The organism is Nostoc foliaceum FACHB-393 (assembly GCF_014698505.1).
Taxonomy (GTDB): Bacteria; Cyanobacteriota; Cyanobacteriia; order Cyanobacteriales; family Nostocaceae; genus Nostoc; species Nostoc foliaceum_A.
This window is the reverse complement of the sequence record NZ_JACJTD010000051.1, coordinates 36,041-48,820: the sequence shown is the minus strand read 5'-3', so window position 1 is coordinate 48,820 and position 12,780 is coordinate 36,041. Positions and strand designations below refer to the sequence as shown.

The 12,780-nt window shown below is 40.9% G+C and carries 11 protein-coding genes; 7 read left to right on the top strand and 4 right to left on the bottom strand.

Annotation, left to right across the window (positions count from 1 at the left end; genetic code table 11):
* The first annotated feature begins 150 nt into the window (after nt 1-150).
* The 5 genes from H6G92_RS29085 (at nt 151) to H6G92_RS29065 (ending at nt 7,922) form a co-directional block, all read left to right on the top strand.
* On the top strand, nt 151-1,317 hold the full coding sequence (locus H6G92_RS29085; RefSeq protein ID WP_190898979.1) for a baeRF3 domain-containing protein: 1,167 nt from the start codon (nt 151-153) through the stop codon (nt 1,315-1,317).
* 551 nt (nt 1,318-1,868) lie between these two features.
* A complete protein-coding gene (locus tag H6G92_RS29080) occupies nt 1,869-2,567 on the top strand; it encodes a DUF305 domain-containing protein (protein ID WP_190898977.1) in 699 nt (232 codons plus the stop codon).
* A 117-nt stretch (nt 2,568-2,684) separates the two neighbouring features.
* On the top strand, nt 2,685-2,801 hold the full coding sequence (locus H6G92_RS38920) for a YHS domain-containing protein (protein ID WP_313890005.1): 117 nt from the start codon (nt 2,685-2,687) through the stop codon (nt 2,799-2,801).
* A 16-nt stretch (nt 2,802-2,817) separates the two neighbouring features.
* Nucleotides 2,818-5,067, top strand: coding sequence for a heavy metal translocating P-type ATPase (locus H6G92_RS29070; RefSeq protein WP_190898975.1), 2,250 nt, complete (start codon nt 2,818-2,820; stop codon nt 5,065-5,067).
* Nucleotides 5,068-5,150: 83 nt separating this feature from the next.
* Complete coding sequence (locus H6G92_RS29065; protein WP_190898974.1) at nt 5,151-7,922, top strand: UPF0182 family membrane protein; 2,772 nt, start codon at nt 5,151-5,153, stop codon at nt 7,920-7,922.
* An 18-nt stretch (nt 7,923-7,940) separates the two neighbouring features.
* On the opposite strand, the gene H6G92_RS29060 is transcribed toward H6G92_RS29065, so the two are convergent.
* Nucleotides 7,941-8,237 carry a hypothetical protein gene (locus tag H6G92_RS29060; protein ID WP_190898972.1) on the bottom strand — a complete coding sequence of 99 codons (297 nt, stop codon included), beginning with the start codon at nt 8,235-8,237 and terminating at the stop codon, nt 7,941-7,943.
* A gap of 168 nt (nt 8,238-8,405) precedes the next feature.
* The gene (locus H6G92_RS29055; protein WP_190898970.1) at nt 8,406-8,612 is read right to left on the bottom strand and encodes a hypothetical protein; all 207 of its coding nucleotides are present in this window, start codon (nt 8,610-8,612) and stop codon (nt 8,406-8,408) included.
* Nucleotides 8,613-9,488: 876 nt separating this feature from the next.
* On the opposite strand from H6G92_RS29055, the gene H6G92_RS29050 reads away from it, so the two are divergent.
* Together H6G92_RS29050 and H6G92_RS29045 are read left to right on the top strand one after the other, a co-directional pair.
* Complete coding sequence (locus H6G92_RS29050) at nt 9,489-9,746, top strand: hypothetical protein (protein WP_190898968.1); 258 nt, start codon at nt 9,489-9,491, stop codon at nt 9,744-9,746.
* Between the two features lie 194 nt (nt 9,747-9,940).
* A complete protein-coding gene (locus H6G92_RS29045; protein WP_190898966.1) occupies nt 9,941-10,768 on the top strand; it encodes a pentapeptide repeat-containing protein in 828 nt (275 codons plus the stop codon).
* Between the two features lie 4 nt (nt 10,769-10,772).
* On the opposite strand, the gene H6G92_RS29040 is transcribed toward H6G92_RS29045, so the two are convergent.
* Complete coding sequence (locus tag H6G92_RS29040; protein WP_190898964.1) at nt 10,773-12,218, bottom strand: RtcB family protein; 1,446 nt, start codon at nt 12,216-12,218, stop codon at nt 10,773-10,775.
* Nucleotides 12,219-12,323: 105 nt separating this feature from the next.
* Nucleotides 12,324-12,752: an archease gene (locus H6G92_RS29035; protein ID WP_190898962.1), complete on the bottom strand. Its 429-nt coding sequence runs from the start codon at nt 12,750-12,752 to the stop codon at nt 12,324-12,326.
* Nucleotides 12,753-12,780 lie beyond the last annotated feature (28 nt).

The following is a 12,780-nucleotide window of genomic DNA, read 5'->3' as shown; positions in this document are numbered from 1 at the left end:
TGGCTGGTCTGGTTATAGGTCTCAAAAACCTGCGGGAATTATTACTTTAGTTCGTGGACTTTATCAGTTTGAATCCACCTTTCTTGGCTGGAAACTCGCTCTAGGTCTACTTGTGTGTACACCGTAGCTCTATAAACAGGAGGTAAGCGAATGAAATTACTATCTATAGCGGAACTCGAAAAACTGGCAAAGCAACCTAGAACTATTTGTGTATCGATTTTTCTACCAACTTACCATGCAGGGTCAGACACGCAACAGAACCCAATCCGGTTTAGGAATTTAATTCGGGAGGCTGAAGAACGCCTGATTGAACATGGTTGCCGTTCTGAAGATGCTAACAACTTACTCGAACCAGTCAAAGAACTAGATGAGTATGAATTTTGGCAGCATCAAAGTGATGGTTTAGCAATCTTCCGCTCCCAGGACTTGTTGCGGTATTATTCTCTACCCATAGATTTTGCAGAATTAGCAATTGTTAGTGACCGTTTTTACCTTAAACCTCTATTTCCCCTCTTTAATAGCGATGGACATTTCTATGTTCTTGCTCTCAGCCATCATCTGATTCGCCTATTAGAAGGTACGCACCATCACATTGAAGAGATTGATCTGACTGGTGTGTTGCCAAGTTTGGAAGAAGTATTGCGGTTTGAGGAGCCAGAACGGCAAACCCCTTCCCATACAGGCACTCCAGGAGCAGTAGGTGGAAGACGCGCCGCTCCTGGTGGAGTTACTGTATTTCACGGTCATGGTGCTGGTGATGAGGATGAAAAAGAAAATCTCAGCCTGTACTTTCATCGGGTAAATGAGGCGTTGCAGGAGTTACTAAAAGAGGAACATGCTCCTTTGGTGCTGGCTGGAGTCGAATATCTCTTGCCGATTTATCGAGAGGCGAATACTTACGCTTATCTTATGGATGCTGGTATAACAGGCAATCCAGAACTCCTGACAGCAGAGGAATTACACACCCAAGCCTGGGAAATAGTAAAACCTTACTTTTTACAAGCACAGCAAGAGGCGATCGCTCAATACAGGGAATTGTTGGGAACTGGAAAAGCCACCAGCCAAATTACCGAAACTATTCCAGCGGCTTCTCAGGGACGCGTTGACAAGTTAATTGTCGCTCTCAATCAGCAGCAGTGGGGTACTTTTGACTCAGATACCCAAACGGTTCAGGTGCATCCCAATGCAGAACCTAACGATGAAGAGTTATTAGATTTGGCTGCAACTCAGACTATCTTGAATGGCGGTATTGTCTATGCGGTTGAGTCGGAAGATATGCCAGATGATACACCGTTAGCTGCGGTATTTCGCTATTAATGGGTCAGTACGTTTCTAGTAATGGTCTTAGTTTTGTTTAATCATTCTGGTAAAAGAAAAATAAGAGCCAATTTTTCAATTGTAGATATAGCGATGATTTGAGCGTTGATTTTCTAATATATCAAGAAAGACAGGGGACAGAGGACAGCTGGATCTTACCGAAAACTGCCCTCTGCTTCCTGCCGCGATTATCTACGGCACGCTACGCAAACGCACTCTGTTGTGTTGAGTTACCTACTCGATCGCATTGTAAACAAACATTGATATAAAACGACATTTCATCTTGATTTCATTCTGAAATGAAAAGCTAGAAATGTAGACTCCTGTCAAACGAATAACTTAAACAAGAGTTAGGTTTTATAAGTAATGTTTTGTAGCAGCAACTTAACTTTCCACTTGAGTAGAGATTTGATAATTGAAGTTAAGAATTAATTAATGAGGAGAAAAGGCAAATAAAACTGCTTTATACTCACAACTTCCTTATAAATGACAGCAAATTTCAATTATAAAAACAAAGTATTAAGTTTACATTCACTCAAAGAGGTGAAGTTATGAAGAACAAAAATTTGATTTATCGTCTTATAGGGTTATTGAGTACTAGTGCTGTTGGAGGATTTTTAATCATCAATAACACGCAAGCTCAGTCTCCAAATTCACAACAGAATACTCATCACCCATCTGCTCAGGTTATTCCTTCTCAACAAGGGATGATGGGTGAGGTTGATCAGCATTTCATCAAAATGATGATTTCTCACCATCAGCAAGCAGTGGAGATGGCTAATCTAGCTTTAACGCGTGCTAAACATCCTGAAATCAAAAAACTAGCTCAAGCCATTAAAAATGACCAAAACCGCGAAATTCAACAAATGCAAACTTGGTACAAGGCATGGTACGGGAAAGATGTACCTGCAACAGCCATGACTCATCAAGAAATGATGGCAATGCATCAGCGTATGTGTCAACAGATGAACCCAGGTATGATGAAAATGCCGATGAACCAGAACAGGAGAGGTATGAATGTAGATTTGGCAGCATTGAAAAATGCACCAGATTTCGACAAAGAATTTATCCGTCAGATGATTCCTCATCATCGCATGGCTGTAATGATGTCGCAGATGGCTACTAAAAAAGCTACCAAACCAGAAATTCGTAACTTAGCTCAGTCCATCATTAAAACTCAAACGGCTGAAATTAACCAGATGCAGCAATGGTATCAGGCTTGGTATAAATCCAACCCCGAAGCAAGTTGAATTCCAGAGGGATTTTTGAACTGAGACGATTGACATCTGCTCTAAAGGAGGTCAATTATGTGGAATTTTTTTAGACACAAACGTCAATAAGATAGTGACAAAAGTGCTGTAGATCCAATATGTGGCATGACTGTAGAAAAGGCTACAGCATTAAAGCCCGAGCGAGACGGACAGACTTACTATTTTTGCAGCCAGACTTGCCTGCATACTTTTGAATCACAACCAGCAGGATGAAGGAGTTCATTCAAAGATGGCAAGAACTCACGAGCATCACGGACATAGATACGCAAACATAGTATCCCAAGGTGGGATGGCGAAAGATCCTATCTGTGGCATGACAGTACCTAAAGCCACATCCTTGAAGACAGAACGGGGTGGACGCACTTACTATTTTTGCAGCCAAACTTGCTTAAACACATTTTTAGATCCTGAGAAGGAACTCAAATCAATGCGGACTCGCGTCACCGTTGCCATGACGGGGGTACTGCTTTTAGCAATTCTGCGAGCGGCTGCATTTTTGGGACTAGCAGCAGGTGTAAGTATCTTAAGTTGGGTGCCAATTTCTGCTCTACCCTGGTTCACCTGGGGAGTCTGGCTTTTCATTTTAGCTACACCTGTACAGTTTATTGGTGGCTGGTCATTTTATGTAGGAGCGTGGAATGCCATCAAAAGCCGCAGTATCAACATGGATTTCCTGATTGCTTTAGGAACCAGCGTTGCATATTTCTATAGTGTGGCAGTTATTTTCTTTCCTAATGCTCTGCCTGTCCGAGTTGAAGAGCGCGACGTTTATTTTGAAGTTTCTGCTGTGATCATTGCCTTTGTTTTACTAGGCAAGTATATGGAAGAAATTATCAAAAAGAACTCATCGGCAGCAGTACGCAAACTTCTAGATTTAAAACCTGCCACCGCCAGAGTCATCCGAGACGGCATGGAGATGGATATTCCGGCAGAGCAAGTAATGGTAGGCGAAACCGTTATTGTCCGTCCAGGAGAAAAAGTACCAACGGATGGAATTGTGCTGGATGGATCTTCATCTATGGATGAGTCAATGCTGACAGGGGAGTCACTACCAGTGGAGAAGCAAAGCGGGGGTGCAGTGATTGGTGGTACTTTGAACCGAACAGGAGCGTTCAGTTTCCAAGCGACTCGTGTCGGCTCTGAAACTGCTCTGGCTCAAATCATCAAAATTGTGGAGGAAGCCCAAACAAGTACGGCGCAAGTCCAACGGTTGGCGGATAAAGTGACGGGTTATTTTGTCCCTGCGGTTGTGGGAGTTGCCGTGCTTGCTTTTCTCGGTTGGTTATTAGTGGGAAATTTCCCGCAAGCTTTACTGGCATTTATTGCTGTGTTAATTATTTCTTGTCCCTGTGCTTTGGGTATTGCTACTCCAGCCGCTTTGATGGTTGGCGTGGGTAAAGGAGCAGAAGGCGGGATTTTAATTCGGGGTGGTGAAATTTTAGAACGAGCTGAAAAGCTTTCTACTGTAATTTTCGACAAAACTGGCACCTTGACTCGTGGTGAGCCTAGTGTTACCGATATTGTAGCTTTGGCAGAACGTCCAAAAGATGAAATTCTCCGGCTGGCTGCGGCAGTAGAAGCGGGTTCAGAACATCCTTTGGGTGAAGCAATTGTGCGAGCAGCCAGACATCAGATGCTAGATATTCCCAAAGTGAGTAATTTTGAGGCAATTCCCGGACATGGGATTCGGGGAGAAATAAACCGCGATGGGCGTAGCCCCGCCGGAGGCGATCGCATTTTGCTTGGTAATCGCCGCTTGTTCCGAGAGCAAGGCTATCAGATAAATCCGGCAACAGAAGAGATACTGACTCGCCTAGAATCTGATGGTAAAACAGCAATGCTGGTTGGTTGTAATGGTCTGCTGATGGGGATTGTAGCAGTAGCGGACACCCTCAAACCTGAAGCCAAGGAAGCGATCGCTGCCCTGCGGCGAGAAAAAGTCAAAGTCGTGATGCTCACTGGAGATAACCAGCGTACTGCTGAAGCGATCGCTCGTCAACTAGGAATCGATCGAGTGATTGCTGAGGTATTACCCGGTGATAAAGCCCAAGTCGTTAAAGATATTCAACGACGCGGTGAAGTTGTGGCAATGGTGGGAGATGGAGTTAATGATGCACCAGCTCTCGCAACTGCTGACATTGGTATTGCTATTGGTTCTGGTGCAGATGTTGCCAAGGAAACAGGCGGCATAATTCTGGTTAAAAACGATGTGCGGGATGTTGTCACCTCAATTCGCCTATCTCGTGCCACGATGCTCAAAATTAAACAAAATCTATTCTGGGCGTTTATTTACAACTCGATTGGCATTCCTATCGCTGCCTTCGGTTTCCTTAACCCAATTATTGCCGCAGCTGCGATGGCTTTGAGTTCCTTATCAGTGATTATTAATTCATCGCTGTTGAAAGGATTCAAATTATCAATCCGGCAACTACTAGTGGCAATCGCCCGCCAAAATATCCTTTCAGGAAGACGCTGGTAATCTTTACTGTTCCCATTTCACCTAATTACCAACCTTTAGATTTACTTGATAAATAGCTTTTTAGCTACAAGGAAGATAAAATTATGAACCTGAAACAGAGAGGCATTCTATTCATCATCTTGATTGCGATTATTGGTCTGTCTCTATCTAAAACACTGGTGCATATTCTAACTGAGATATGGTGGTTTGATACTGTCGGTTTTTCGGAAGTATTTTGGACAAAGTTAACTTGGCAAATTCTCACTTCGATTGTCACCTTTGCTTTTTATACCCTGTTTCTCTGGATAAACTATCAGATTGCTATGCACCACACTCGGCATAGTTCCTTTCGCTTTTTTGAAGACAGCACATTGGTAGACTATACCGATAAATTTGCCAATTTCATGGCTTTAGTGTTGATTTTGTTCATTGGGTTTGGTGCAGCAAGTGCTAGTACCTCTGCGTGGGAAACTATTCTTAAGTATCTGCATCCTACTAGTTTTAGCGAAGGGCTACGCCCCGGTGGAAGCGATCGCGATCCGATATTTCAACAGGATATTGACTTTTATGTCTTCCAGTTACCGCTTTACGAAGCTATTCGGAACTGGTTGTTATTCGCTTTTGTCTGGGGGCTAATAGTATCTTTTCTAGTTTATTTCCTCAAAGACAGTTTTACACTACGGCAGCGTGACGGACGAATTACCCTGAATGGTAAAGCCAAAAACCATTTAAGTTTGCTTTTTGCGGGAATCGCTGCATTGATTGCCGTTGATTTCTGGCTCAAACGTTACAGCCTGCTTTACTCAAGCAATGGTGTTGTGTTTGGTGCTGGTTACACAGATGTCCACGCGCGGTTGTTTGCCTACTCGGTGACAAGTATCATTGCGTTACTAGTAGCAGTTCTGTTGCTTCTCTCAATTGGGCGGAGGAGTTCTGCCTTACCTATGTCGGGGATTGTATTATTTTTTATGGCTTTAGTGTTGCTCAACGGTGTTTACCCTTGGTTTGTCCAACAATTTATCGTTGAACCCAACGAATTAACTAAAGAAAAGCCCTATATCGCCAACAACATCAGATTTACCCAGAATGCCTATCATTTGCATGATGTGCAAAGGCAAAACTATACAGCCGTAAGCCAATTGAATCGCCAAGTTTTGCAGTCAAATCAGCCAACTATCCGCAACATTCGCTTATGGGACTACCGCCCGCTTCTTAGTACATACCGCCAAATTCAAGAGATGCGCCTGTATTACCAATTTCAGAGTGTGGATGTAGATCGCTATACCCTGAATGGCAATTATCAACAGGTGATGCTATCAGGAAGGGAACTGGCCTATTCTCAGTTACCCCAAGAGGCTAAAACTTGGGTTAACCAGCGTTTGAAATATACCCACGGCTACGGTTTGGTGATGAGTCCAGTTAATCAAGTCACCTCCGATGGTTTACCGGAACTGTATATCAAAGATATTCCCCCCGTCTCTAAGGTCAATCTACAGGTGAGCCAGCCGGCAATTTATTATGGTGAAAAAACTGATAACTATATTTTTACTGGTACAAAAACTCAAGAGTTTGACTATCCTTTAGGGGATGGGAATGCTTATACTAACTACAAAGGTAAAGGCGGCGTACCAATACCAACGATGTGGCACAGGCTAGCTTATGCTTACGACTTGGGCAGCCTTCAGATTTTAATTTCCAATTACTTTAATCAACAGTCGCGTATCCATTACTATCGATTGCTTCAGGAAAGGGTGAGTCATGTTGCGCCATTTCTGCACTTGGATAGCGATCCTTACTTAGTAGTAATTAATGGTAGATTACAGTGGATTGTGGATGGGTATACAACGAGCGATCGCTATCCCTATTCTGAACCATTAGCCCAGACTCACAAAGCCACCGAAATTTTTCAAGGTGGGAATATCGAACAGATTCTAGACCGTGATATAAACTATATTCGCAACTCGCTTAAAGTATTAATTGATGCTTGCGATGACACAATGCAGTTTTTTGTCGTCGATGAAACTGACCCCGTACTCCGTACCTACCAAAAGATTTTTCCTCACCTATTTACACCTAACTCAGCAATTCCATCTGAGGTGAAGGCGCATTTTCGTTATCCGCAAGACTTATTCAAAATCCAAACGCAGATGTATCTTGTCTACCACATGAACGACCCGGAATTATTTTACAACCGGGAAGACTTGTGGCGTTTGCCTACCGAAACTTATGAAGGGAATGAACATATCATGCAGCCTTATTATATGATAATGCGCTTACCAGGAGCAGCGAAGGAGGAATTTATCCAAATTTTACCGTTCACCCCTGCCAACAAAGACAACATGATTGCCTGGATGGCGGCGCGTTCCAATAGTAAGGAGTACGGTAAGTTACTACTGTACGAATTTCCCAAACAAAAACTCATCTTTGGCCCTCGGCAAATTGAAGCGCGAATTGACCAGGAACCGCAAATTTCCCAGCAGTTTACTTTATGGAGTCAAGCAGGTTCTAAAGTAATTCGCGGAGATTTGTTAGTGATTCCCATTGACCAATCTTTACTCTACGTCGAGCCAGTATATCTGCGGGCAGAACAGGGCGAATTACCTGAACTGAAACGGGTAATTGTTGCCTATGATAAAGCCGTATTGATGGAAGAGACTTTAGAAGAATCTCTAGCAGCAATTTTCGGTGGTGTTCAAGAACAGAAGCCAGTACCTAGTCCCGTAACTGGAGAAGTATCAAATTTAGCTAAATCTGCGTTGGCAACTTATCAAAAAACGCAGGAAGCACTGCGTCAAGGTAATTGGGCTGAATATGGACGTTATCAGCAAGAATTGGAAGATATTTTAGAGAAATTGAATCAGGGTAGTAAATCTTGAAATGTCACGTTTTTTGAGTTATGAGTTGCAAGAACTATCGCAAGAATCTAAAGGTGTTTGCTTAATAACTTTCCCAGTGTTGATATCTACAATTTCATCGATACATTGATTCGGTTTTATTTCAACTCTTCTAAGAATTTGGTCATTGTTAATTTGTTTCTGACAAATCACTCTTCCATCTTGTTCTGATAAAAATTGATTTTCTTTATTATTGAGCTTATTTTTTTCTATGTTGGACGCAACTACAGAATTTATAAAAATTTCAGTAAGTTGCCAATTAATTTTATATTTATCGAAAGAACTTTGTAAGTCCAATTCAGATTTTTCAATCCAGTGATAAATAGGGTATCTCGTTGGAGTTTGGATAGCTACTAAGAGAGCACCATCTGGACAATATTGTAATCCAACTTTAACTAATGTCTTTTTTAGAGGATAGTAGGTTAAATCTGTATTACAATTTAGATGTGCAATAAAATTATTTCTTCATTGAATTATTCCTGTGGCTTCTTCAGAATTCCCAACGAATCTTTTTGTTGCCCAAGAGGCTTGTATCATCGGGACAAAGTTATCTATCGCTCCAACTAATATAGTAATAATAGTTGGATAAACTATTATCCATTGCCACCATTTGTGAGGTGGAAGTGGAGGTATCGGTGGTTTTTGATCGCTTTGAAGTTCTTGAGTAGTCATAATAATATCCTTATAATGTACTTCATTATATAGATAATTGGAACAAGAAACTTTTAAATTAATTAGAAATATCCGAAATATAATCTAGACACTAGAAATAGTATAAATAAAGAAAATCAGGTGCAAAAAATACTTTTGACTGTCACATACTTTTGTAAAAAAATTGCTTTCATTATATTCTTGATTGGCTACCCTATTAGGATCAGAACATAAAATTCCATACGACAAAACTATGTTAATATATAAGTGAGATTGATCGCAGGGAACTTCCAACATAGATGAAGAAAGTGGCAACACCCTTTACTGAAAGCTGAAGTAAGAGTAACGCCAAACCAGGATCTAGGAAGATGCGACTATGGGAGGTTCGAGTGAGGAGACTGCGAGAGGTGTAAACCCAAGTTGGTTGTGGAGGAAACCTTTGTATAGAATAGACAGTGATGGCTGAAGGGTCTGGTTAAACGTAACCAGACCCTTCAGTTTATGATTTTATGACTTACGCATTGTGCATAAGTAATACACCCAATTTATCTGTTTCAGCTATGTTTTGCACCTAACAAGCGCAAATATGCTAATAAGTCAGGGTTATGTGAAGCGCCGGAAACGACTAAATACGGTTATGGATATTATGGTTAATTTGTACAGTGCGCAAATCCTAACTATAACTGCCTGTAAGGCTTGATTTGTAAGGCAAGTTACGAACTTTAATTATAATACGTACCGAAGAACCAAAATATTTGAGAATTTTTATTTTTATCTATCTAAAGTTATGAAAGATTAAGTAAATATCACAACTCAAGATAGATAAAAACTAATTAGAGATTAGTAATTATTGTTGTAATAATTACATGCTTTTCAATAGTAATTCTTTTTCTAAGTATGCAACCTATTAAAGTTAAAGAAAAGAGAAAAATATTTGGACTTATGCTGGTTTCTCTAGCAATAACTACTGGAACAATCACTACTAGATTTTTTTTTAATTTAGGAATTGATTTTACTCACAATATTCCGAGCCATAATCTACAAATTGCTCAAGGACAATGTCCCGAAAAATGTTGTGAATATCGAGGTCAATATTATCCTGTTGGTTATAAGCTAGGTCAACTTACTTGCACAGCTACTGGAGTATGGGTATAAGATGGTAAAATATAGAGTCTTAATATAAACTTGTGGTTTCTCTTAATTATTATTAGAGTGTTAGCATAAACCTCTGGCTTTTCTTAATTAAGCTTGAAATTCTTTAATTTAAAGGATAAATCATAAAAAATGAATATTCTTCCTTTTGAAAAGTCTAGTGACAACCAGATTAATAGATGGTCAGGTATTAAAAAATGTCTAGGTTTTTTTTAAAGTCTAGTTTTTTGCAATCTAGTGTAATTGCTACTCTAATTACTTTGCTAGCTGGTGCGATAGGTTGGTATATTACAGAGCGAACGCGAAAGCAAATGATTATGACAGATTACATAAAAGAAATATCAGAGCTAATGTTAACTGAAGATTCAATTCCATCAGGAATAGCAGATTTAAATAAAGAAAAGAAATTGTTTATCCACGCTTTGACATTAAGTACATTACGCCGTTTTAAAGATGATGCTTATTTAAAAGGACAAGTAATACAATTTCTTTACGAATCTGAATTAATAGGTTTTTGTAAGAAGCCAGATAACATAGTACACCCAAGCGAATTTAAATGTTTACCAAAACCAATTATTGAACTCGATTATGCTGAAATAGACAAAGCTGACATAAAAAGAGCTAGATCTTTATTACCTGGGTTAACTCTTAAACAAGCCCATCTTGAGGGTGCTATTTTTAGTGAAATGACTTTAGGATCTGCAAATTTTGAATATGCTTTTTTAAATAAAGCTGATTTTTCGGGAGCTGTTTTAGATAATGCAAATTTTACAGGAGCTAATTTAAATGAAGCTAATTTTTCACGAGCTGTTTTACATGATACAAATTTTAAAGGTACTTGCTTAATAGGAACTGATTTTCGCAATGCTATAGGAATAGATGGAGAAAAATTTGAAGGTGCTATATATAGTAAAGAAACAAATTTTCCTCCTAACTTTAAAATTCCGGGTTCTATGAAAGAAGCTCATTTTAAAATTAAAATGCAAGATTCCAAGACTCTATTCATAGGTTATGACTTCTGTTAAATATTTATCCTTTGACAACAGCAACGGGATGTAGACGCGCTACTTTCCTAGCAATTCCCGCTTGGCTGACTACATTTACCACTCGGCTAACATCTTTGTATGCTTGGGGTGCTTCTTCTGCTAAACCAGACATGGAACCAGCCCGGATGCTAATACCTTCGTGTTCAAGTTCACCCTTGAGGCGATCGCCTCTAATTTCTCGCTTGGCTTTGTGACGACTCATCACCCGTCCCGCACCGTGACAACTCGAACCAAAGGAAAGGCGATCGCTTGTTTCTGTCCCCAGCAAAATCCAACTCTGTGTACCCATCGAACCAGGAACTAAAACAGGTTGCCCCAAAGAACGATATTCCGCAGGTAAATCCGCAAATCCTGGGCCAAATGCTCGTGTTGCTCCCTTACGATGGACGCAAACTGTCAGGTTTTCTCCCTCAATTTCGTGGGTTTCAATTTTGGCCATGTTGTGAGCAATATCATAAACTTGGCGTAGTGTAGAGTTTTGTGTACCAAACACCTCCTGAAAACTCCGCCGTGTATGCCATGCCAAAACTTGGCGGTTAGCAAAGGCATAGTTAGCGGCTGACTTCATCGCTGCTAGATAGCCTTGTCCTTCTGGCGACTCAATCGGCGCACAAACTAATTCCCGGTCTGGTAAATCAATCCCATAGCGGATGACGGCAAATTGCAAATCCTGTACATAATCGGTGCAGATTTGATGCCCAAAGCCACGAGAACCGCAATGAATTTGCACCGCCAAACAACCTTCGTGCAAACCCATAACTTCCGCTGCTTCGTAGTCAAATACTTTCTCCACCACATCCACCTCTAGGAAGTGATTACCCGCACCCAAAGTTCCTAGTTGACCTTTACCTCGCTCTTTTGCCCGCTTACTCGCAGCATCTGGGTCTGCCCCTTCCAGACAACCAAATTCCTCCGTGCGTTCCAAATCTTCTGCTTGGGCGTATCCCTGAGTCAGCGCCCAACGAGCGCCTTGTTGACATACTTGGTCTAATTCTTCACTTGTCAGGGGGACGCTGCCTTTTTCTCCCACACCGCTAGGACAATTGCGGTAAAGGACACTTGCCAGATTACTTAAATAAGGTTTGGCATTCTCATACTCAATTGCAGATGCCAAAACACGTACACCACAGTTGATATCATAACCAACTGCTCCCGGTGAAATTATTCCCCCAGGTACTCGTGTTGCCATCACGCCACCAATTGGCATCCCATAACCTTGGTGAACATCAGGCATAACAACTACATGACCTACTAACCCAGGTAAACGGGCAACATTAACGGCTTGAGTTGCTGATAAATCTCCCAAAGCATCTTCGAGAATTTCTTGATCGGCAAAAATCCAGACGGGAACTTTCATCTCTGGATGAAACGACGTAGGAATTTCCCACAAATAGTCACTAATGCGGCGAAAATCTTGTTTATTGACCATATCCCCTCCTAATTTGAGGATTTGGTAATGGACTGGGAATTGGGGATTGGGAGATGGGGAATTAACTAATGACTAATGACCAATGACCAATGACCAATGACCAATTCAAACATCTAATACTAATGTAGCTTCCAATCCTGTTTCTGTTTGCTGAATAGAGAGATTGTGATAGGTTACTGCTTTAATGAATTTATTCCAATTTTGAACATTAACGCCTGTGACTTCCGCCTCTAGAGAGTGGACATCGAGATGCAGGATTTTAAATTGGTTAAATCCTAAGTTTTCACTCTCGTGTAGATACAAAAGTTCATTCAACCAAGCAACCAATAGGCTTACATGGTCAACCCCTTGGAGTTGAATTTTCCGCTTAATTGCAGACTCTGAGGCTAACTGGACATCAGCTAATGTATAAAGTGCGATCGCAGCTTGGATAAATAACTCGGTTAAATTTTGTCCCCAAACGCGATAAGCCCAGTCAGCTGTATGTTCAACCTCCTCAAAGCCTGCCGAATTGATAAAATTTGGACTGTTCATAACATTTACAGAATTTATTGGCAAATGT